The organism is Paenibacillus glacialis (assembly GCF_001637205.1).
In the GTDB taxonomy this organism is placed as follows: Bacteria; Bacillota; Bacilli; order Paenibacillales; family Paenibacillaceae; genus Paenibacillus_AQ; species Paenibacillus_AQ glacialis.
In genome coordinates this window covers 1-22,396 of the sequence record NZ_LVJH01000025.1, presented here as the reverse complement: position 1 = coordinate 22,396, position 22,396 = coordinate 1, and the positions used below count along the sequence as shown (strand labels likewise).

The following is a 22,396-nucleotide window of genomic DNA, read 5'->3' as shown; positions in this document are numbered from 1 at the left end:
TCTCAGCTACTTAATTTCCGACTTTCTAAATGCGCTGTATGTGACAGCGATCATTACAATCATAAATAGGATACTAACAGTGATTGCTGTGACCATGTCTCCCGTTCCCGTATCCAATGTCACAAAAGCGTAGTTACCTCCATATGGCGTCCATGAGACAATACGACCAAACACTGGATAACTATCGCTTAATCGCGTTAACTGTGCAGTAAGAATTGAAAACCCGTAATAAATTGCTACTACGAGGACAGGCTTCTTAAGCACAAAGGCAAGGGGTACACAGACACTCAGTTGTGCCACGTATAGGATAATTAAAGTTACCAACGCGGATAATAGTGTCCATATATCTATTGTAGAACCATCCGATGACGTTAGTAGGTGCAGGAAGCCCACGGCTACGGATCCCATACTGAACTCGGAACCTGTGCTAAGAGCAACACCCGTTATGATGACATAGGGAAGCAGGATTAATGTTATAGCACAGCCCAGCACGATTGCTTTACTAACGATGACAGCCGCTCTGCTACAGCCATTTGCAATTGCATCGTGGATTGTTTTGTTATCGAAATCACCGCAGATAAAAATGCCTGCGATAACAGCGCCAAGTATGCTTATCATGTTTACATCAGAGAACATAAAACCGATTCCAGTCATGTTGGCTTCAATCTTACCTTGTGGTATCAAATATGCCATCACCGCCATGACGACCGCACTTACAGTTGTAAGTGCAAATAAAATCTTAATGGCCATTGATTTGCTCAACTTAAATAAATCCGCCTGAATCAAATTAAACATTTTGATCACCACCTATGATAGAAATAAAGTAGTTTTCAAGCGTTTCTCCCTCGTTTGAGAGGTTTGTAACGACAATCCCATTTTCATAGAGGACTCTGGATACGCGTTCTTTTTGATCCAAATAATCATACAGCTTAACCGTTTTATCGGGCATTACCTTGTAATTGGTAGTATCAAATTCCATTTCTAGAACGCTCACCAGTTTCTCTGGCTCATTGCAACGGATAAGGATATGTTGTTTACAGCATTCATCAAGCTGTTCAAGCGTAAGAGCTTGTTTGAGCTCACCTTTATGGACGATAATATAATCCGTCGCGGTCTGATATAGCTCCGGCAAATTATGACTTGAAATTAATATGGTCATTTGCCGTTCTTCGCATAATTTTTTCAGCAGATTGCGGATTTCTACCACACCCAAAGGGTCAAGCCCGTTGATGGGTTCGTCTAAGATCAATAGTTCAGGGCTACTGAGTAAGGCGATAGCGATACCTAGACGCTGCTTCATACCAAGCGAAAAATTTTTTACCTTCTTTTTGCCAGTATCAGCAAGACCGACCAGCTTTAACAATTCGTCTTCAACTTCCTTGTTGGGAATACCTCGCATTATTCTATGAAGTTTGAGGTTTTCCTTTGCCGTCATGCTTAGGGTCAGACTGGGATACTCAATCATACTTCCAAGCCTTTTTCGCTCAGTCTGTAAATTGGATTCACCCTTATGACCAAAAAGCTCAATACTGCCACTTGTGGGGAAACTAAGCCCAGTAACTAACCGCATTAACGTCGTTTTTCCAGCGCCATTTTGTCCGATTAAGCCGTATATTCTACCAGCTTCTAAAGTCAACGACACATTATGCAAAACATTGACACCATGATAGATTTTCGTCAGGTTATTCGTTTTCAAAACGTGTTCAATCATTGTTGTTCACCTGTCCCTTCTATCATCAAGTGTAATGTTCAAAGGTTTAGAAAAGGTTAAGAGCTACAAGGAAAGTGTTAGGAAAGAGATAATTTATTCTTTGTATAGACGATAGCCTAAGCCCCATACCGTTTCAATATAATACTCGCTGGGATTACCTTTTTTGAGCTTATTGCGCAGGTTGCTGACGTGAGTTTTGATGGCGTTGTCGTCACCGAGATATTCATCCTGCCATATGGATTCATATAAATTTGCTTTTGTAAAAACCTTGCCTCTGTGTTTAAGGAGCAGTTCTAATATCATGTATTCTTTTGCGGTTAGTTCAATTTCAATATCATTTACAGAAACACGCTTTGTACGATCATCAAGCACCATATCTTTATAAGGAAATACATTATTCTCCTGTGTTTGCTGATGAGTACGTCGCAAATTGGATTCGACCCGCGCAACGACTTCACCTAAATCAAAAGGCTTAGTCATATAGTCATCTGCACCCAACTTCAAAAGGTCTATTTTTGTACCTACCATATCTTTTGCAGAAATGATGATTACGGGGCAATTAGAAAAACTCCGCATTTCTTTCAGTATTTCATCTCCACTTTTGTAGGGGAGCATAATATCAAGCAAAATCAAGTCATATGGATTGTCCTTAATTTCCTGTAGTCCATCCATGCCGGTATAGGATGATTTCACTTTATAACCTGCATCAGTCAATGCCTCCGCCAGCATTAGATTAACATCTTCCTGATCTTCAATAATCAGAATAGTAGCCACGACAACCACCTAATCCCTTTCTGTTTTCAGTACCGAATACCGTGAAATTCGACAAAAATAGCGTTCATTCCTTTATTTAAAGTATAAGAAAGTGTAACACTAGCATATTTTAATTAAATAGTAGAATCATAGACTAGGATACAAGCGATATTACTTCCTCAACAATATATTGTGAGTAAATACATTGTTGGAGGTTGATTATATGAGAAAAAGAATATCATCAAGACGGAGAGTTAAACGTAATCCTAGTAAAATAACTAAAAGAGTAAGAAAGACTAGGATTCGTACAAGACAAGCGAATGCGTATGAATTGCAGGTATTTAGATTGGTGAACGAAGAAAGAACAAGTCGGGGAATAGCTGCGCTAACTCTTAATTCGACGCTAACAGATCTCGCCAGTTTGAAATCCAGAGATATGAGGGATAACAATTATTTTGGTCATACATCTCCAACCTATGGTACCCCGGGGGAAATGTTAAATCGTTTTGGCGTTACATGGCGTGCTTATGGAGAGAATATTGCAGCAGGTCAAACAACACCAGAAGAAGTGATGCGAGTGTGGATGAATAGTCCAGGTCATAGAGCTAATATTTTGGATCCGAGATTTACAGATATTGGGGTTGGATATGTGACTGGAACAGCAACGAGTCGATATCAGACATATTGGACACAACTGTTTATTCAGAAACCTTAAATGGGAAGTTGCTAGTGAGGATGTATTCACGATCCAAAAACCACTCCGTTCAATGGGGTGGTTTTGTATTTATGTCATTAGAATAGTAGTGACAATATAAATGTCCAAATACAAACGAAGACAAGTAATCCAACGCTGTATTTTAAAGTCATTTTCGTTAATGCAGATTCTTTACCTGTGGCAGACACGGCAGCTGTTGCGATGGCAATGGATTGTGGGGAAATTAATTTTGCCATGACTCCCCCAGCGGTGTTAGCAGTAACTAATAAGGTTGGATTAATACCAATAATATTAGCCGCCGTAGCTTGAATGGGTGCGAACAATGTATTGTTATTTACGACGGATCCGGTCATAAATACCCCAATCCATCCCAATATAGGTGATAAAAGAGGAAGGATACTTCCCGTTGCAGCTACAGCTTCACCTAATGCGTTAGTTAAGCCGGCATAAGTCATTAATTTAGCTATACCAAGAATGGCACATATCATAACGATTGGAATCCAAAATTCTAAAATCGTTCTTTTTAAGAGCTCTAAACCTTTTGTAACACCTATGGATTTGGTTGTTATGATGGTTGTTAAGGCTGCCAATAATATGGCTGTACCCGTTGCACTTACTAAATCAATGCTTGAGCTTAACGTGGATCCTGGTATGCCAAGTGTTAATTTGGTAGTCGTAAAAGCCCCACCCGCTGCAAATAAATTTTTAAATACGGGTAGACTCCAAATTAGAACAAATAAACTTAATAAATAAAAGGGAGACCAAGCTTTGATCACATCAACGGCGGTATGTTTCTCAACTTCAACGTTATGGTCGTTGAGCGTGAAGATATGCTTAGGCTTCCATTTTCTTAAGAATAAAGCCAAGATCCCCATAGCTAATAAAGAAGGAATAATGTCAGCTAATTCTGGACCCAAGAATAACGTAATAACAGCTTGAGTTACGGTGTAGGTAGTAGATACAACCAAAATTGCGGGCAACACTTCTTTGACCCCTTTGAATCCATTCATAACGAAAATCAGTAGGAATGGAATCGTGAAATTAATAATGGGTAACGTTAGTGCGCTCATCATAGAAACATCCATGGAAGTGACATTTCCCTCCAAATTCAATGTGCTTGTGATTGCAACTGGAATTCCAACCGCTCCGAACGCTCCTGAAGCACCATTGGCGATAAGACATAACATAGCAGCTTGTAATGGTTTGAATCCTAATGCAACTAATAGAACAGAACAAATTGCAATGGGAACACCGAATCCGGCAGCACCCTCAAGAAAAGCATTAAAACAAAATCCTATGAGCAAAAGTTGAATTCGCTGGTCTTGTGAAATGCCAGAAATACTTGCGCGTAATACGTTAAATTTACCTGACTCCACAGAGATTTTATATAACCAAACAGCCATGACGATAATATAACCAATGGGCCATATCCCTTGAATGATGCCTTGAATGATACTTCCAATGGATTCACCAATAGGTAATTTAAATATAAGCATTGAAATGAAAAAGGTAGCGACCAAGTTTAACAAGGCCGCATAGATACCTTTCATTTTAAATACAGTCAAACATAAAAGAAATAATACGATGGGAATAGCTGCAACCAAAGAAGAGATAATCAGATTGTTAAATGGATCAAAGGTTGTTACTAACATGGTTGTTAACCCCTTTGTATGAGTTCCAGTATGGAGATTGAATTTCTTTCAGTGTTTTTACGGAATTAGCCAACTTCGCTTGTTCATCTTCATCTAATGGAAGCTCAACGATGTCTTTTCTGCCTGAGCGATTGATAACCGTAGGAACACCAACATAAATATCGGTGTGACCATATTCCCCATCTAAAAGTGAACCAACGGGCAGTACAACTTCTTCATCTTGTAAGATTGCTTTCGTTATTCTAGCCAGTCCCATTGCGATCCCGTAATATGTAGCACCTTTGGACTCAATAATGGCATAGGCCGCATCGCGAACTTGTACAAAAATTTCTTCTTTTCTTTCGTCCGTCAACAGTGGTGCAATAAGCTTTCCAGAGATATTTGCGGAACTCCACACAGCAAGTTCTGAATCGCCATGCTCGCCTATGATGTAGGCATGAACACTGTTTGGCGATATATCATATTCTTCACTTAATAAATAGCGGAATCTGGCAGAGTCTAAGATGGTGCCTGAACCAATCACTCTTTCTTTAGGCAGACCAGAGAATTTCCAAGTTGCATATGCTAAAATGTCTACGGGATTCGTAGCTACTAGAAATATGCCGTTAAATCCAGTATCCATAACGCTTTTAACGATTGCTTCAAAGATGTTAAGGTTCTTGTTTACAAGGTCAAGTCGTGTTTCACCAGGTTTTTGCGCAACACCAGCACAAATGACAACGATTGCCGCGTCTTTACAATCTTGATAAGTACCTGAACTGATCTTTAGTGATGTTGGTGAATAAACAACCCCATGATTTAAGTCCATGACGTCGCCCACTGTTTTTTCTATATTTAAATCGATAAGGACTAATTCATTACATATCCCTTGATTCATTAAAGCGAATGCGTAGCTAGAGCCCACTGCCCCTGTTCCAATTAAAACGACTTTATCTCCGTGTGTTAAATTGCTCATAAATACCTCCAAGTAACTTTTGTATGAATCGTTCTTAATCATCCATGCCATGTAATCTTGCCTGCTTACGGTTGTATTATGCACCACTTGATTAGTAATATGCCGGAGATGTGTTGAAAGAGAAATAGTAACAAGCCATGGAACAGGACATTTGAAAATAAGAAAGACGACACCTACTTAATAGGTGTCGTCTTTCTTTATTCGATAGGAAATAGGGTTCTCTTTTAAACATCAGAATCAATATACTTAACTATTCTTTCGCAAATTTCATGAGTGAGTAGTGAATCATCAATAGACGGATCGGGTATGGCGTTATTTTGAACGCAATCAATGAAATGATCTACGATTTGGTAGAATCCGCGTTTATACAGCGTTGGATCCCAATCATCGAATTTCGTTATACTGATTTCTTTATTATGAAAGTGAGTTGTCTCAACAAGACTGTCTACTACATATTTATGATTTCCAGTTGTATACTCGATGATTTCCTCTGTAACACCGCTATTTTTATTCATAATCCCTATAGCAGTACACCCTTCTCCAATGAGCATGATGACTACATGATCAAGAATCTCTCCTTTTCTAAGGTACTCTACCTTTACATCCTTGACCTTGGTATCCATTAAAAACCGAAGCGTATCTACAACATGTATAAAATCCTGTACAATAAATCTTCTTAAATAATCCGGAGCTGAAAATCTGTTTTTTTGTATGATAATTAAGTTAGCTTTTCCATGTTCCTTAAGCTCTTTCACTCTGGGTGTAAATCTTCTGTTAAAACCGACCATGGCTATCTTTCCGTTCTCTTTAGCGAGTCTCACAATTGTTTGCGTTTCATGAAGATTCATAGATATGGGCTTGTCTATGTAGGTGTGTATACCACTTCTAAGTAATTTTTCAGCTATTTCAAAATGCGCCTCTGTAGCAGTACACACAAATGCTGCATCGATATTCTTTGTTATCAGTTCATCTACGGTCTGAACCTTTTCCTGAATTCCATACTTTTTTGATAAGCTATTTAGAGTGTCTGCATTTCTTGTACAAAGTACCAGTTCTATACCTTCCTTTTCAGAAAGAACAGGTAAGTAGGCTTTTTGGGAGATATCACCCAATCCAATGACTCCAATTTTCATTATAATCCACCCCCACTACTATTTCTGAAGCAAAAAATTTGGACAGAAAGACGATTAAGCAAGTTATTCCCGTTGCTGGGAATCTGTTTTCTCTACGATGGTAACGGTATTAGACTCTGCTTGGTCAGAAATGACAAATGAAACCGTTGTTCCTTCATTGGGCTTACTGACAATAGACAAGCCTTGACCGTATAATTGTGTCAATCGTCGATTCGTATTGGAAAGCCCAATACCACCTTTTCCCTTCAATGTTGGACTCAACAGTTGAATAACCTGTTCTTGTTCCATGCCTTTGCCATCATCTTTTACTTCAATAAGCGTGAAGCTGTCTTGGCAAGAAATCCGAATATGAACCGTGCCGCCTTTGTTCTGACTAAGGAGGCCGTGCTTAACAGCATTCTCAATCAGCGGCTGTATGGAAAGCGGAGGAAGAAGCAAGTTGATGTTGGGTTCAACTTCCCATACGATAGATAGCCTGTCCCCGAACCGGACTTTTTCAATATACAAATAGGATTCAGCAAGTTCCAGTTCATGGGCAAGCTCGATCAGTTCTCCCGTATTGAGGAAATCGAAGCTGATCCGTAAAAAGGATGCAAAGGCATCGCCCAGATTCCGCATCTTGACCGTGTCTATATCACTAAGTGCCATAATTGAATTAAGCGTGTTGAATAGAAAATGAGGATGAATTTGTGCCTGAAGGTAGGCGGCTTCTATTCGTAAACGTTCATTTATGGATTGTTTCAGCGTGGTTAATGCCCTGATTCGGTATTGGAGTTCCAGCGCATCCACAGGCTTCGTCACATAGTCGTTGGCTCCTGATAAGAATCCGGTGTAGATATCAGCCGGTTGACTACGTGCGGTCAGCAGCAGAACCGGAAGCTCTGATACGGAGTAATGTTCCCTTACTCTCTGCGTTAACTCATATCCAGACATGTGCGGCATCATGACATCGGCAATCAGGAGATCCCACTGCCTCGTGCCCAGCAATTCCAACACCTCGCGAGCTGAATGAGCTGTTGTGATGTGATACGGCTCCGACGAAAGGATTCCAACAAGCACATTCAGGTTGACTGGGTCGTCATCAACAGCAAGAATATGAATATTTCCGGCATTTAAAAGCGGCGGGATAAGTCCGTGGGTTGTTAATTCGCCAGTTGCGGTGTCCGGAAGAATGAATCCAACGGGGAGATCTTCAGTTTCGTCCGTTATCTGATGGAGTTGAAGTGAGCTTTGCATCGACGAGAGATTCGACCCGTTAGCTAACGGCAGATCAAAACTAAAGACGGAGCCCTTACCTAGTTCGGAGCGAACGGTCAATGCACCACCGTGCAATTCTACCAACTGCTTACATATGCTTAAACCGAGTCCGATTCCTCTCCCGTCGCTTATTCCATAAGACCCTTGTTCATAGGGAAGAAACACACGTGCCTGCGTCTTCGCATTCATGCCGATCCCCGTGTCGGAGATATGGATAACGGCATTTCCATCTCGCGTCTCGACGGAAATCGAGATGGTTCCTTCCTCTGTGTATTTGAGGGCATTATGCAATAGGTTATACAAAATTTGCACGAGTCTTTTCTCATCGGCCATTACCGGCGGCATCGATTCTGCGATATCTATATTTAGATGGATAGGCTTACCTTCAATCATAAATTTGAGCATGCTGATTACGCCTGGAATGATCGATTGAATCTGTAAAGGCTCTTGCTGCAGTATGATGCGGTGTTCCTTGAGACGCGCGACATCAAGAAGATCGCCAAGCATATGAGACATGCGGCGACTGACCGTTATAAGCAGTTCTATATCTTTAAGGCTGCTCTCATTCAACGTCTCTTTCTCTTTCGTCACAACGGTCTGGGCAATATTGATAATGCCATGCAGAGGCGTTCTCAGTTCATGAGAAGTATTGGCGAGGAATTGGTCTTTCAGCTTGTCGGATTTTTTTAACTGCTCGTTTAGCTTGGTGTTTTCTTTAGAATTTCGGAAGTATTTTTTAAACCAGTAGGTAGAAAAACCAATAATGGCTGCAATGATATCTATTGGATAGTAAACGGCAGTGTGAGAATTCCATAAGCTCCAGACAAGACTAGACATAACGCCTGCTGCGGATAGTAGCAAGAAGACGCCGTCATTGTCGGCTTGCTTCCTGAAGATCATTGTTCCTATTATATAAACCAACCAGACAAAGGGTAATAAATAGAAAAAGGTAAATATCCCTAGTGCAACCGTTCCATTCACCCATATAGCGCTCGCAGTCAGCAGAAATCCTGAATAAGAAATGAGCACCGCGGTGAATGCTCGCAACCATACGCTCTTAGGAGGAGCCGAAGAGAATCTTCTGAAAAGAAGAAGAATAAAAAAGGAATGCCAAAGGAGGCAGAGCAGCCTGATCTTCAGCGCCCATGTATAGTTGAGCGGCAACCATAGCAAGAGCAGGTTATCATGACCGGCCATAATCGAAATTCCGGCAGTTAGTGTTAACATACAGACATGGAACAAAGTCCGTTCATGAGGATTAAACCAGTAGAGAATACAAGCATACAAGGTGTGGAGCAGCAAAACAATAAAAGTAGCCAGTTGAAACCCGATGGAATACCAACGTACGTAGTCGATCGCTGCTTGAGAACCAAAGCGAATGGAGCGAAGGATACCACCGTTATAAGGATCGTCGAAGTTAGCTACTCGAATAAGTAACTCAATTTCTTGCGCACCTTCTACAAAGTAGGAGGCTGTATAAGAGATATTCTTGGCTCTATACTCCATAGCATTTGTGGCAGGTTTGCCGATATCTCCCTCAGTCAGTCCATTTGTTTCCACGGAAGAAGAGGCCTGTATCCCATTCAACCACAATGAAACAGGCCGCTTCAGCGGATCGACTAGAATTCGTAACCGATATGTTCCGTACCCAATCGAGGAATCCCCTTCTTTCGTTAGCACGCTACCCCAGTCTCCAGGAACCTGAATATAACCGGATTGATTCTCCGCTAACTGCACATCCTGATGAGACAATAATTGACCAGGGTAGAACTGCCATCCGCCGTTTAACGGGAGTGTAGGAGAATTATTTAAGTCCAAGCCGCGTATATCGAGTACACCATTGACAGCACGAGGGGGTTCCGAAGTATTAAAAATTTCGGACCAAACCCATCGCAGACCGAGGAGAATGCTAAGGAATAATAGAATGATAGTTATATATTTTAAGGCGGTTTTATTTTTTATTCGGTTCATCATAATATAAAGAAATTCGACATATATTGCGCAATTCCCTCTTTTACTTTAGCCCTTGTGCTGCTACATAAAATCAAAAAAATAACGGATCAAGTGGAAAAAGACTGGCGAGGTGTAGGTTAAGCTATCGACCCGGCTTAAGTAGCTTTTTTTCAGAGCATCGAATTTATCGTCATCGCCTATTAACAAATCTCGCTTTAAGACGGAGACGGTTAAGCTGCCGAAGAATCCACTCAAGCTGATAAGCATGCCGGAAACGAGCCCGAATGTCGGGTTAAGTGGTGTCAGGTAGGGGGAGATCAGATATGACACGCCTGTTGTTACGACAAACGCGCATGCGAATCCTTCCCATGTCAAATTCGGATTGGCCGTTGGGACTATTTTTCGCTTACCGATGTATATCGATGCCAGATGGTGTACAACATCATTAAGCTGCGTCAATACCACTAAAAACAGTACAAGCCCTGCTCCATACTGCGGGGTAGCAAATTGAAAGTAAGCCAAGTGACTAAGCCCGAAAACCATCAGCATAAGTCCCCATTGGGTCGAGCTAACGCTGCGCAAAAAACCAACTGTTCCTTTGTTGATCAATCGCGGGAGCGGCAGGAACAAGAATACATAGAGCGGAATAAAGACAATAAACATGCCGTACCATTCGATATAAATCCAATAGAACTGTACAGGTATTGCAAGGTACGCCCACAGAAAGAGCCTGCGGTCGGCTTTTCTTGTTTTGATCATAGAGAAATATTCTTTCAGCGCGAAAAAGGTAAGTGCCATGAGGGACAGCAGTGAAACGACCGGGTTGAACAGGGTGGCCAGGAAAAAAATAAAGAACATGCCCCACCAGGTCTTGATGCGGACGCCAATGGTCGCATAATCTTTCTCAGGCTGTATTTTGTTTATTACCACATACATCAAATGGATGGTCAATAAAGCGGTAAAAATAAGAATTAACGTAAATAGTGAACTGTTCAGTGCGGGTCACCAACTTATCATGAGATAGGATTCCATAAAAGGATTCATATGTTATTATGAAGGAAACGCTCACACTTGATAAGGGGAAATTTTTTAAATGGAAGCTGATCGCTCAGTCTTTATTTTACTTACGAATACCGGAACCCTTTTTACGAGAGTCATTCAAACCTACACAAAAGCGCCGTACAATCACGCCTCGATCTCCTTTAATCGCGAACTTTCGGAGTTATATAGCTTTGGAAGGAAGCACCCGAACAATCCTCTGAATGGCGGATTCGTGAAGGAGGATATTAAGACGGGCACGTACAGCAAGTATCCAAATACGACGTGCGTGATCTATGAGATTCAAGTATCCGAACGTGAAGTCGAGAAGATGAAGCGGGTCTTGCAAGTCTTTATCCAAAAGAACCAAAAGTATCTTTATAACATTCTGGGCGTCATTGGCGTCGCAATGAAAGAACCAGTGGAATTCAGCAATTCCTACTTTTGTTCGCAATTCGTCGCGGAAATTCTCGAGCGCTCAGGCATTAAAATATGGAATAAGCTTCCAGCACTTGTGACTCCGGATGATTTCCGGAACAGTGACCGGCTGCATTTGATCTATGAAGGGAAATTAAGCGACTACGAGCAATTGAAGCAACCTCCGTGTTGACTGCTTTGGCTTTCGAGAGTTTTTATAACAAGGAACGAGCGCAAGCAACTAACCTAAAAAACGGACGCCGAAGGAATATCGGTATCCGTTTTTTAGGTTAGGTTCTAGCTTGGCTGCAGCTGGTACAGTCGGCTGTAGATTCCATCGGTTGCAACGAGTTCATCATGCTTGCCCTGTTCGGCTATGCCATGCTCATTCACGACGACGATGCGATCCGCATGACGGATAGTCGACAAGCGATGGGCAATAACCAATGTCGTGCGGCCGACAGAAAGTTCGGCAAGTGATTGCTGGATAGCCGACTCTGTCTCGGTATCGAGTGCAGAGGTTGCCTCATCTAGGATAAGGATAGGTGGATTCTTCAGAAACATACGAGCAATCGATAAGCGTTGCTTCTGACCGCCGGACAGCTTAACCCCGCGTTCGCCTATGACCGTATCCATACCATCTGGTTGATTACGTATAAGTTCCTCTAGTGATGCTCTTCGAGCCGCTTCCCATATCTTCTCTTCTGTTGCATGCAGATCACCGTACGCAATATTTTCTCGAATCGTACCGGAGAACAGAAATACATCCTGTTGAACAATGCCGATATGCTTACGCAGTGATTCCAGCTTAAACTTGCGGATGTCAATGCCGTCAATCGTAATTTCACCCTCGTCTACATCATAGAATCGTGGCAGCAGGCTGCAGATTGTTGTCTTTCCTGCACCCGATGGACCAACAAATGCAATGGTCTCTCCGGCCTGAATCGTCAGATCAATTTGACTCAAGATGGGTCTACCGATTTCATAGCCGAAGGTGATATGGTCGAAATGAATATTGCCTTTCACACTGTCTACTGTAATCGCATCAGGACTGTCAGCGATATCGGGTTCTGTATCGATAACTTCAAGATAACGTTTAAACCCGGCAATTCCTTTAGGGTAACTCTCGATCACGGCATTAATCTTCTCAATTGGACGGAAGAAGATATTAGATAACAGGATGAAGGCCATGAATTCGCCTAGATCAAGCCTACCCTCGATGAAGAACCATGCCCCACAGACCATAACGAATATCGTAATAAGGCGCATCATCATGTAACTGATGGACATACTTTTAGCCATCGTTTTATAAGCTAACAGCTTCGTTGTACGATAGTTCTGATTATCAACTGCGAATAGTTTCTCTTCGTGGCGTTCGTTAGCAAATGATTGTACTACGCGAATTCCGCCTACATTATCCTCAATGCGAGCATTAAAGTTGCCCACTTCTCCGAACAGATTTCTGTACGTTGAAGTCATTTTTCTACCGAAGAAGATAACGAGCCAGGCCATGATTGGAACGATGATAAAGGTAATTAGAGCAAGCTCCAGATTGATGTAGGCCATCAATGAGAACGAACCGATCAACGTCATCACCGCAATGAATACATCCTCAGGACCGTGATGGGCTAACTCGCCAATATCATTTAGATCGTTCGTGATCCTTCCCATCAGATGGCCCGTCTTATGATTGTCAAAGAATCGGAAGGAGAGCTTCTGTATATGTCCAAACATCTTGCGGCGCATATCTGTCTCAATATTGATACCCAGCATATGCCCCCAATACGTGACAACATAGTTCAGAATGGTATTAAGCGCATAGATGGCGAGCAGGGCCAGACAAGCCCACACGATAAGCGACCAGTTACCGCTAGGTAGTAAGTCATCAATGAAGCTACTTACCGCAAGCGGAAATGCTAGTTCTAGCAGCCCCGCAACAACGGCACAAGTGAAATCCAATATAAAGAGACCTTTATAAGGACGATAATAGGCGAAAAAACGTCGAATCAACGGCAATCAAATCACTTCCTTCTGTTGTTAGTTGTATGTATGAAACTCTATCTATCCTATCTGTTTTGTAGAGAAATGAAAACAGCTAATTCTCCATATTTTAGAACAGTGATTATATCATTACGGTTGTTAATTAACTATCCTTGCCATAGAAATAGACTTAGTTACTGCCTAATCTCGTTGTTCAAATGTTCGGGAAGCTGAGATTGGAAAAGTGGTCGGACTAAACTGTGATAACTTGTCTGATTTAAGGGCTTTTCTATACTCACTTGGCAACATGCCATAGATGCATTTAAAGGAAAAAGCAAAGAAGGAATGGGCTTGTCTATATTTATGTTTATTCCACTCTTAAGTAACTTTTCAGCTATTTCAAAATGCGCTTCTGTACACTAGTATTTTTGAAGCTAATTGCTCCTGTGTCCAACGTTTTGACTTTCTAAGCTTACGTATCCTTGCCTTCACTTTAATAACTATAGCAGAAATTAATATTATAAAAGTGATAGTTGAGACGAAGTATGTTTGTGTGGTTTGAAATCAAAAGCAACCGAATAAGCCGTATGGCAGTATCCGGTTGCTTGGATTCACCTAAACTGAATATGTTCGCAAACGTCGCTTACTCGAATCTCCTTTCAAATCAATTACTGAACCAAATTGAAGGTCCCATCCATGCGCTTGGAACGAAGGCAAAGTATTTATACGTTCCAGCAGGCTGATTGCCAAGGTACCAGGTGCCCTGATGAGTATCGTGGCCTGGTCTGCCGCCTTCTTCATTGAATGAATTAATAAGGACATCGCCATTCGCCGTTTCTTTATAAATATAAACAGACAAGAACCCGCTGACATGTGAATCATAGGCATAATAATTGACTTGGAGATTGCCACCTGAGTGTGTATAAGTTCCTGTTGATTCCCGTTGATCGGCGAACGCTGTTGAGGCAAAAGTGAATAGCATCACGAAAACTAGCAAACCTAATTTGAATTTTCTCATTACAAAATTCCTCCTTAGAATGGGGTTATTGAACAGCAAAAAATGAACGTTAGCATACCTTCTCTGAACAAATGTGGGTAACCACGCATAATAAAGAATTGTGTTTTGAATAGGCGGATGGGTTGGTGATAATAAAGAAGTGATTAACCATTTACCACCTCCTTAAAACGTTTATATCGGTCTGAATCGAATAGAGTGAATGTATATGATATATTATGATTCATATTTTCCATAATTACAAATTAATGTTAATATTCATGATTGAGCAAAAGAATCTAGTACAGATCCAAGCAGGAAATTTAAGGAAAATTTAATAATTACCCTACTTCTTTTTAAACAGTTTTCCCTATTCTAAATGAATGAAGGAGAAAACTGAGGATGAAGAAGTAGGTTTTTTTGCTTGTTATACTTTTGCTTCTGGGTTTACAAAGAAATGGGTTTAGACCCTTAAGTAGTAGTTATTGAAAGGATGATGAAGACAACGATGAAGAAATGGATCCGGAAGGATACATCAGCGGCATTGATGTTTCTCGCGCCGAGTGGTGTCGGATTTGCGCTGTTCTATCTTATTCCGTTCGCCATGGGAGTGTTCTACTCTTTTATGGACAGTACAGTAGACGGCCAATTTGTGGGATTGGATAATTATCGCGAGCTGCTTGCGAGCAATTCCTTCAGACAGGCAGCATCCAATACGTTTTATTTTAGCGCGGTTAGTGTTCCGCTTATGCTTGTGCTGTCGCTAGGTTTGGCGATGCTGTTGAATAAAAATATATATTTTCGAAAATGGCTGCGGACTGCATTTGTGTTACCACTTGTCGTTCCAGTCGCATCGATTATTCTGATCTGGCAGATGCTATTCGATTGGAACGGTTCCCTGAACGCTTGGTTGAGCTACTTTGGATCCGAACGTGTGGATTGGATGAAGACCGATGCAGCCCGAAATGTAGTCATTATCGTGTATTTATGGAAGAACATCGGCTATAACGTCATATTATTCTTGGCGGGACTGCAACAAATCCCGAAGGATTATTACGAAACCGCCCAAATTGAAGGGGCAGGGCGTTTGCGGCAGTTTAGAAGTATTACACTTGTCTATCTAGCATCCACGATGTTCTTTGTAGTGATCATGTCGATCATTAACTCATTTAAAGTATTTCGGGAAACGTATTTGATCGCAGGCGATTATCCGCATGACAGTATATACATGATGCAGCACTATATGAACAATATGTTCATGTCGTTGGACATTCAGAAGCTGACTGCGGCGGCGACCTTGATGTTCGGTTGTATTTTTCTGATCGTCATGGGATTGTTTGCGATTGAACGCCGGCATCGGCAGTTCATGGAATAGGGGGTAGAGAAGGGTTGTGCCAGTTGCTAAAATATTGAAAAAAATTGCGTTAACGGTCGTCATGGGCGCTATTGCGGTCATGTTATTATTTCCGATTGTAATCACTTTCACAAATTCGCTCATGACAGAACTGGAAATTGGCATCAATTATGGGCCCATAGGGCAGATAGACAAGGCGGATGCAGGGAGAGCAAACCCTTTTGTGAATTTAAAATTGCTGCCGGATAAAGTGTCCTTGAAGCAGTATGACAAGATTTTGGTGGGTAGCCCAAAATATCTGATGATGTTCTGGAATTCGGTATTCATGGTGGTGCCGATCATCGCAGGGCAGACCCTCGTAGCAGCACTGGCTGCATACGCGTTCTCCAAGCTGCAATTTCGCGGCCGGGATACCTTGTTTCTCGTCTATGTCTTGACGATGCTCATGCCATTCCAAGTGACGCTAGTGCCGAATTACATTATGGCGGATAAGCTTGGGCTGCTGAATAGTCCGAATGCGATTATATTACCTGGGATTTTCGCAGCTTTTGGTGTATTTATGCTCAGGCAGTTCATGCTGGCTATTCCATATGCCTACATCGAAGCGGCCAAGATTGATGGAGCCGGACATTTGCGGATATTCTACACCATTATTATCCCGATGATCAAGCCGGGTCTGGCTTCACTCGTTATTTTATTGTTTGTCGACTATTGGAACATGGTGGAGCAGCCGCTTATTTTTCTGGACGATCCGTTCAAGCAGCCGCTATCGGTTTATTTATCCATGATCATTAAAGAGAAGGGGATTGCTTTCGCTGCATCGATGCTCTACATGTCTCCGATGGTGCTGTTGTTTCTGTATGCAGAGTCGTATTTCATTGAAGGCATTCAATTGTCTGGCATCAAGGGGTAACTTTTGGCGAAGTAAACTTTCCTATGGAAAGTTCGGATAACGCTTACGAAGTAAACTTTCCTATGGAAAGTTCGGATAACGCTTACGAAGTAAACTTTCCTACGGAAAGTTCTTAGGAGGAGAAGAACGGGATATGGAGTTAGCAAAAGAGCCGGCTGATCGTAGGCGCAAACGAAACATTCAGATCATGTTCATTATTTTTATAGGATTGTTAATCTTCTTTACGTTGTTCAGCAACACGCTACAGTCGCTGACCTTGCCGAAAGTGAGAACGGAAAAGCCGGCTGCTGGAAGTCTTGTATTTACGATCGAAGGTAGCGGAATACTGCAACCGCTCGCCGAAGCTAAACTATCGAATGCTGCCGGCTGGAAGGTCCAGAAGATTCTCGTGAAAGAGGGAGATCGTGTGAAGAAGGGGCAGAAGTTAATCATCTATGACAGCAAATCTGCCGAACGAGAATTGGAAGATGAAATAACCAATTTAGAAAAACAACAAATCGAGCAGCAGAATATTCAAGATCAGTTCATTCAGTCGAGCATGGAAGGGGACGAACTCAAGATTCGGAATGCAAGACGTACGATCGAGACAGGTAAACTTAATCTACATACGCAGGAACGTAAAATTAACGAGATGAGAGATAAACTGACAAGCCAACAAGATATTACCGCTCCTTTCGATGGTATTATAGCGAAATTGAATGCCGTTGAAGGGTTAACATCAGCGGGAGAACCGGATGTTCTTGTCTCGAACAGCAGCCTAGGTTATCGATTCGACATATCTGCTGATTCAAAGGTGTTGTCCAGCTTAGGGATTTCGATCGGAGAGAAGATTGAGGTCGAGGTAAATACTGTCCAAGAACAACAGGCCCGTATGATCGAAGGCACGATTGAGGAAGTGGCGAATGAACAACCGCGTATCGAGAGCTCATCTAGTGAAGAGGGGGGCCAGACCATAACGATCCCTCAGAAGGTTCTTCGCATAAAGGTCGTTAACTCTGAACTGAAAGGGGGTGAGCAGGCAAAGATCAAACTTGAGAAAGGTTCACGGCAAGAGGGATTGCTCATTTCCAATAAGGCTATTCATGAGGACCGTGGCGGCATGTTTGTTTATAAAATCGAAGAGCAGAGAGGGGCATTAGGCAATGTCTTTGTTGCCCGTAAAGTCCTCATTCATACAAGTGAAACGAATGACAAAGAAACGATGATCCAATCGGATAGCCTCTATGAGGAAGAACTGATTATTCTGGAAAGCAGTGAGCCTTTACAAGACGGAAATCGTATTCGAATGGAATAGTTAAGCATGTATGCGATAAAAATTATAGGAGGAATTTATACGATGAAAAAGTGGCTAGGGATGATATGTGTTGGTATTTTAATGACAACGACGGCATGCGGTTCTGGAGGTAGCAAGGAATTGGCAAGTAAGGAGAAACCGGTAATCAAAGAGGGGAAAACAATCGTTACTTTGTCTATACAACAACCGAGCCAATTTCTTCAGACAGCAGAGAAAAAGTTTGAAGAAAAGTATCCGGACATTGATCTTCAAATTCAGACTACAGAGGATTATGAAACATACACAAAAACGACGAATACAGCGCTGCTATCAGGAAAGGGTCCGGATATCTTCGAAATAACCGGCCGCATGCCTATCGATGATTTCGTGAGCAAAAAGCTTCTCCTGGACATGGATGATTCCATGGAACAAGACAAAACGTTGAATAAAAGCGATTTGAAAATGAACGTATTGGAACTATTGAAGGTGAATGGCGGTATGTATGCCATGCCTCTCGGATTCGGGATGAGTTTATTCGTAGGAGACGGGAACGTGATTAAGAACTCCACTGTGAAGATTGACGACAAGAGCTGGAACTGGAATACCTTTGAGGAGATCTCGAAGCAGCTCATTCAACAGGCAGAGAAGGGTGGCAAGAAACAGTTTTATGGCTTGGCGTATTACCCGGCGGATAGCCATCTCACGGGCATGGTCGCGGACAATTACGCGGAGTTCGTCGACCTTACGGCGAAAAAGGCAAAGTTCGACTCCCCCGAATTCGTGGAACTGATGCAGAATATCAAAAAAATGTTTGATGAAAAAGTCATGACTGAGGAGCTAGCGAAAACGGACAATCAGTTGTTTTCTCACGTCAATGTAACGTCGGTAGACTTTATCGGCGGCTTATATTCACACTTTGAAAATCCGGTACTGCTGCAACAGCCGCATATAGGGAAATCAGAAGGAACGCGGATCTTTCCTTTATCCCAAATTGCGATACGGGCCAATTCCCCGGTGAAGGACGAAGCGTGGAAGTTCATTTCCTTCCTATTATCTGACGAGGCACAATCGCTGCAAGAGAGAGAAGGTTTCTCCCTGCTAGCATCTGTGGACGATAAAAAACTGAACGAGATTCAGGAACAAGTTAAAAGCGGAACATACAAGTTCTTGGACGGCAAAAAGGCCCAGGTATCGGATGAAGAATTTACGCAGTTCAAACATTTAGTTCATGGCACGTATCGATCCGAGGACGCGGATGCTAAGGTACTTCGCATGATATCCGAAGATTCCGTATTCTTCTTCAGTGGACAAAAGTCCGCAGAGGAAGTTGCCAAGCTGATCCAGAACAAGGTGACAATCTATTTAAACGAATAGGAAACATTGGAACTAAAAGCAGCCCACCTGTGGCTGCTTTTTTAAAGCTATATAGATTGAACTAAAGTTTGCGCTCACAAGTTCAATCATTTCTAAAGAGAAAATACATATTGTTAATCATCTTATTAGGAGTGGAATAGGAATGAGGCATATCACGATTTTGATAGCAGATGATGAGGTGGAGATCGCTGATCTGGTTGCCTTGCACTTACAAAAAGAGGGATATCATATTGTCAAAGCATCCGATGGGAAAGCAGCTATTCATGCTATTCAATCGCAATCGATAGATTTGGCCATTTTGGATATTATGATGCCTGAGCTGGATGGTTACGAGGTCACCCGTCAAATTCGGGAAAAGAATCATCTGCCGATCATTTTTTTAAGTGCCAAGACCTCGGATCTTGATAAGATCACAGGACTGGTGATGGGGGCAGACGACTATATGACTAAACCGTTCAATCCTATGGAATTGGTGGCTCGTGTGAATTCTCAACTGCGTCGTTTCAAGGTGTTCAATCAACCTGCAGCAGTGAATACAGGGGTATTGGAAGCCGGTGGATTAACGATTTCCCCTGATCAGCATACCGTTACCTTATATGGCGAGGTTATCGAGTTAACGCCGAAGGAATTTGATATCCTACATCTGTTAGCAAGTCATCCAAAGCAAGTCTTTAGCGTGGAAAGTATATTCCAACAGGTGTGGGGCGAAGCATACTATGAAAGAGGCAATACGGTCATGGTACATATCCGCACCCTGCGGAAGAAGCTTGGAGAAGATATCAGCAACAATAAATTCATCAAAACCATTTGGGGTGTGGGGTATACGATCAATGAATAAGCGAATCCGAAGCTTTCAGACAAAAATGATTCTGCTGCTGGGGTTAAGTATGCTTCTGTCCGGTATTATCACTTATGGGATTTATAGAATCCTTAAATTGTATTATTCCACTGTTCGTACTGTTCACCTAGAAGATCCGATGGACCAGTATCGTCGCTTCATGAATAACATAGGAGATATTTATTTTTTTTTGATTATTTTTATTCCGCTGGCTATATTATTATTCTTTGTGTTCACTAAGCCGTATGTCACCTACTTTAATGAAATTTCCAAGGGGATTCGTCATCTTGCCAATGGTGAATTTAAGAGTCATGTACATATTTCCTCGAATGATGAGTTCAGTATCATTGCGGAGGATATTAATCTGGCGAGTGAAAAACTGCAAGGGGCGGTGGAAAGAGGGAATTTTGTAGAGAACAGTAAGGATCAGTTGGTCGTAAATTTAGCTCATGATTTACGCACGCCACTTACTTCTGTATTGGGTTATTTAGATTTAATTCTTAAGGATGATGATTTGACAGAGGAGCAACACAGACATTTCACATCCATTGCCTTCACCAAATCTCAAGGTCTAGAAAAGCTAATCGATGGATTGTTCGAGATCACTAGAATGAACTATGACAGGCTGCCCGTTGAAAAGAAGCGAATAGACATCAGCGAGCTTCTGATGCAATTGAATGAGGAATTATATCCTGTATTCGAGAAAAACAACCTGATTTCCAGATTGAATATTACACCTAACATTTACATTTCTGGCGATGGAGAACTGTTGGTCCGTGTATTTGAGAATCTATTGACCAATGCCACTCGTTACGGGAAGGATGGATTGTATGTAGATATCAATAGCCATCTTGATTCAGGGCATGTGGTGATTCAGATCATCAACTACGGGGGCCATATCGCTCCAGAGGAATTGCCGCATCTCTTCGATATGTATTATACGAGTGATCGGGCACGAACGCATCAAGAGGGTGGCACAGGTCTGGGACTGTTCATTGCAAAGAATATTGTGGAGCAGCATGATGGAACTATTTCGGTCGAGAGTAATGTGGTGCGAACACTGTTTGAGATTCAACTGCCGCAAGAATCCATAATTTAAGAAAAACTTTATATTTGTCCTGCTTTTTTTTAACTAGTTTTCTCTATTCTTATTATATGAGGTGTTATGGAGGAAATAGTTGATGAAGAAGCGGGGCTTTTTTATTAACTGTGAAAAAGGAATTCATAAAGAACGAAGGAGGTTAACTATTGAAACATACTATATCTAAGATGAAGATGGTTTTGGTAGCGGGGTTTGTTATATATCTGTATGCATTAATCAAACTGATTTTATTTAAGTGGGGTTCTGTTGACGTCCATTTTCTACTTTATGAACTTCAGCACACGTTACACGAACCTAATCGTATTTTCGATCGCCCTGGCAACTATACGCCGTTCAAGGAGATTCTAAAAGGGATTCATAGCTTGTCCATCTCGAATCCATTCGCATCTACGAACCTAATAGGCAATATCCTGGCCTTTATTCCGCTGGGTATCTTCATTCCTAAATTATTCACACGAAGAGGCGCATCATTCGTAAATGTGTTCATTCTCTCTCTTTCTTTGAGCTTATGTTTCGAAGTTACACAGCTACTCTTGTTTATTGGCACATTTGATGTGGATGACCTCATATTGAACGCTTTCGGTGGAATCGTTGGTTGGGTTGCCTTGAGACTGTTCATGATAAGAAACCAACCCCAATCCCATGAAGATTTGGTATTATCCCCTTCAAGTAGATAATCCCGAGTGTGACCAGGAGGGGGATATGGTAAAAAAGGGACAAGTATATCAATCGTATGCGGAAAAATGTAAGGACTTTTATTCAGGGAGGGAAATTCATGCACAAACGAAGAAAGAAGTATGTTGTAGTGCTGCTCAGCACAGTGGTTCTAAGCCAGTCTATTGAGTACGGAGCTTACGCAGCATCGGCAGCTTCACCCGTCGCTAAATCAACAACGGCACCAGTATTCACTCTGGACAAACTTGGGTCTATAGCTTTGAAGAGCAATGTCAGCGTGAAGCTGATGGATATCAACATTCTTGCGCA

Annotated in this window: 20 protein-coding genes; 10 read left to right on the top strand and 10 right to left on the bottom strand. The window is 41.8% G+C overall.

Annotation, left to right across the window (positions count from 1 at the left end; genetic code table 11):
- Positions 1-6: 6 nt before the first annotated feature.
- The 3 genes from PGLA_RS13995 to PGLA_RS13985 all read right to left on the bottom strand — a co-directional run bounded on the left by PGLA_RS13995 (position 7) and on the right by PGLA_RS13985 (position 2,485).
- The gene (locus tag PGLA_RS13995) at positions 7-795 is read right to left on the bottom strand and encodes a hypothetical protein (protein ID WP_068533720.1); all 789 of its coding nucleotides are present in this window, start codon (positions 793-795) and stop codon (positions 7-9) included.
- On the bottom strand, positions 788-1,711 hold the full coding sequence (locus PGLA_RS13990) for an ABC transporter ATP-binding protein (protein WP_068533719.1): 924 nt from the start codon (positions 1,709-1,711) through the stop codon (positions 788-790). Before PGLA_RS13990 ends, PGLA_RS13995 begins: the two co-directional genes overlap by 8 nt.
- A 93-nt stretch (positions 1,712-1,804) precedes the next feature.
- Positions 1,805-2,485, bottom strand: a complete 681-nt coding sequence (locus tag PGLA_RS13985) for a response regulator transcription factor (RefSeq protein WP_068533717.1) — start codon at positions 2,483-2,485, stop codon at positions 1,805-1,807.
- 202 nt (positions 2,486-2,687) lie between these two features.
- Here PGLA_RS13985 and PGLA_RS13980 point away from each other — a divergent pair, with 202 nt between their 5' ends.
- Positions 2,688-3,179, top strand: a complete 492-nt coding sequence (locus PGLA_RS13980; protein WP_068533715.1) for a CAP domain-containing protein — start codon at positions 2,688-2,690, stop codon at positions 3,177-3,179.
- Positions 3,180-3,256: 77 nt separating this feature from the next.
- Here PGLA_RS13980 and PGLA_RS13975 read toward each other — a convergent pair whose 3' ends face one another.
- The 5 genes from PGLA_RS13975 to PGLA_RS13955 form a co-directional block, all read right to left on the bottom strand.
- Entirely contained in the window at positions 3,257-4,831 is a 1,575-nt protein-coding gene (locus PGLA_RS13975) for an L-lactate permease (protein ID WP_068533713.1), read from the bottom strand.
- A complete protein-coding gene (locus PGLA_RS13970) occupies positions 4,812-5,786 on the bottom strand; it encodes an L-lactate dehydrogenase (protein WP_068533711.1) in 975 nt (324 codons plus the stop codon). The genes PGLA_RS13975 and PGLA_RS13970 overlap by 20 nt, the downstream gene beginning before the upstream one ends.
- Before the next feature lie 224 nt (positions 5,787-6,010).
- Complete coding sequence (locus tag PGLA_RS13965; protein ID WP_068533709.1) at positions 6,011-6,919, bottom strand: Gfo/Idh/MocA family protein; 909 nt, start codon at positions 6,917-6,919, stop codon at positions 6,011-6,013.
- 63 nt (positions 6,920-6,982) lie between these two features.
- On the bottom strand, positions 6,983-10,147 hold the full coding sequence (locus tag PGLA_RS13960) for a hybrid sensor histidine kinase/response regulator (protein WP_145939560.1): 3,165 nt from the start codon (positions 10,145-10,147) through the stop codon (positions 6,983-6,985).
- 63 nt (positions 10,148-10,210) lie between these two features.
- Positions 10,211-11,125, bottom strand: a complete 915-nt coding sequence (locus PGLA_RS13955; RefSeq protein ID WP_068533705.1) for a phosphatidate cytidylyltransferase — start codon at positions 11,123-11,125, stop codon at positions 10,211-10,213.
- A 97-nt stretch (positions 11,126-11,222) separates the two neighbouring features.
- On the opposite strand from PGLA_RS13955, the gene PGLA_RS13950 reads away from it, so the two are divergent.
- Entirely contained in the window at positions 11,223-11,777 is a 555-nt protein-coding gene (locus tag PGLA_RS13950) for a hypothetical protein (protein ID WP_068533703.1), read from the top strand.
- A 104-nt stretch (positions 11,778-11,881) separates the two neighbouring features.
- Here the strand turns inward: PGLA_RS13950 and PGLA_RS13945 are convergent, their stop codons facing one another.
- The gene (locus PGLA_RS13945) at positions 11,882-13,594 is read right to left on the bottom strand and encodes an ABC transporter ATP-binding protein (RefSeq protein ID WP_068534000.1); all 1,713 of its coding nucleotides are present in this window, start codon (positions 13,592-13,594) and stop codon (positions 11,882-11,884) included.
- A gap of 634 nt (positions 13,595-14,228) precedes the next feature.
- Positions 14,229-14,582, bottom strand: coding sequence for a hypothetical protein (locus PGLA_RS13940; protein WP_068533701.1), 354 nt, complete (start codon positions 14,580-14,582; stop codon positions 14,229-14,231).
- A 484-nt stretch (positions 14,583-15,066) separates the two neighbouring features.
- Here PGLA_RS13940 and PGLA_RS13935 point away from each other — a divergent pair, with 484 nt between their 5' ends.
- From PGLA_RS13935 to PGLA_RS13900, 8 genes are all read left to right on the top strand, one after another.
- Positions 15,067-15,933 (top strand): carbohydrate ABC transporter permease, encoded by an 867-nt coding sequence (locus PGLA_RS13935; protein WP_068533699.1) that lies wholly within the window; start codon positions 15,067-15,069, stop codon positions 15,931-15,933.
- Between the two features lie 16 nt (positions 15,934-15,949).
- Positions 15,950-16,825: a carbohydrate ABC transporter permease gene (locus PGLA_RS13930; protein ID WP_068533697.1), complete on the top strand. Its 876-nt coding sequence runs from the start codon at positions 15,950-15,952 to the stop codon at positions 16,823-16,825.
- A 133-nt stretch (positions 16,826-16,958) separates the two neighbouring features.
- Positions 16,959-18,119, top strand: a complete 1,161-nt coding sequence (locus PGLA_RS13925; protein WP_068533695.1) for an efflux RND transporter periplasmic adaptor subunit — start codon at positions 16,959-16,961, stop codon at positions 18,117-18,119.
- Between the two features lie 42 nt (positions 18,120-18,161).
- Positions 18,162-19,472, top strand: a complete 1,311-nt coding sequence (locus PGLA_RS13920; protein ID WP_068533693.1) for an ABC transporter substrate-binding protein — start codon at positions 18,162-18,164, stop codon at positions 19,470-19,472.
- A gap of 142 nt (positions 19,473-19,614) precedes the next feature.
- A complete protein-coding gene (locus tag PGLA_RS13915) occupies positions 19,615-20,310 on the top strand; it encodes a response regulator transcription factor (RefSeq protein WP_068533691.1) in 696 nt (231 codons plus the stop codon).
- On the top strand, positions 20,303-21,409 hold the full coding sequence (locus tag PGLA_RS13910; RefSeq protein WP_068533689.1) for a sensor histidine kinase: 1,107 nt from the start codon (positions 20,303-20,305) through the stop codon (positions 21,407-21,409). The genes PGLA_RS13915 and PGLA_RS13910 overlap by 8 nt, the downstream gene beginning before the upstream one ends.
- A gap of 149 nt (positions 21,410-21,558) precedes the next feature.
- Entirely contained in the window at positions 21,559-22,089 is a 531-nt protein-coding gene (locus PGLA_RS13905) for a VanZ family protein (RefSeq protein ID WP_084411086.1), read from the top strand.
- A 98-nt stretch (positions 22,090-22,187) separates the two neighbouring features.
- Positions 22,188-22,396, top strand: a 209-nt coding sequence (locus tag PGLA_RS13900; protein ID WP_145939554.1) for a hypothetical protein, incomplete at its 3' end; no start/stop codon positions are given.

Coding starts and splice junctions, on each gene's coding strand:
- PGLA_RS13995 (WP_068533720.1), bottom strand. CDS start 795: ATGTTTAATTTGATTCAGGCGGATTTATTTAAGTTGAGCAAATCAATG.
- PGLA_RS13990 (WP_068533719.1), bottom strand. CDS start 1,711: ATGATTGAACACGTTTTGAAAACGAATAACCTGACGAAAATCTATCAT.
- PGLA_RS13980 (WP_068533715.1), top strand. CDS start 2,688: ATGAGAAAAAGAATATCATCAAGACGGAGAGTTAAACGTAATCCTAGT.
- PGLA_RS13975 (WP_068533713.1), bottom strand. CDS start 4,831: ATGTTAGTAACAACCTTTGATCCATTTAACAATCTGATTATCTCTTCT.
- PGLA_RS13970 (WP_068533711.1), bottom strand. CDS start 5,786: ATGAGCAATTTAACACACGGAGATAAAGTCGTTTTAATTGGAACAGGG.
- PGLA_RS13965 (WP_068533709.1), bottom strand. CDS start 6,919: ATGAAAATTGGAGTCATTGGATTGGGTGATATCTCCCAAAAAGCCTAC.
- PGLA_RS13960 (WP_145939560.1), bottom strand. CDS start 10,147: ATGAACCGAATAAAAAATAAAACCGCCTTAAAATATATAACTATCATT.
- PGLA_RS13950 (WP_068533703.1), top strand. CDS start 11,223: ATGGAAGCTGATCGCTCAGTCTTTATTTTACTTACGAATACCGGAACC.
- PGLA_RS13940 (WP_068533701.1), bottom strand. CDS start 14,582: ATGAGAAAATTCAAATTAGGTTTGCTAGTTTTCGTGATGCTATTCACT.
- PGLA_RS13935 (WP_068533699.1), top strand. CDS start 15,067: ATGAAGAAATGGATCCGGAAGGATACATCAGCGGCATTGATGTTTCTC.
- PGLA_RS13925 (WP_068533695.1), top strand. CDS start 16,959: ATGGAGTTAGCAAAAGAGCCGGCTGATCGTAGGCGCAAACGAAACATT.
- PGLA_RS13920 (WP_068533693.1), top strand. CDS start 18,162: ATGAAAAAGTGGCTAGGGATGATATGTGTTGGTATTTTAATGACAACG.
- PGLA_RS13915 (WP_068533691.1), top strand. CDS start 19,615: ATGAGGCATATCACGATTTTGATAGCAGATGATGAGGTGGAGATCGCT.
- PGLA_RS13910 (WP_068533689.1), top strand. CDS start 20,303: ATGAATAAGCGAATCCGAAGCTTTCAGACAAAAATGATTCTGCTGCTG.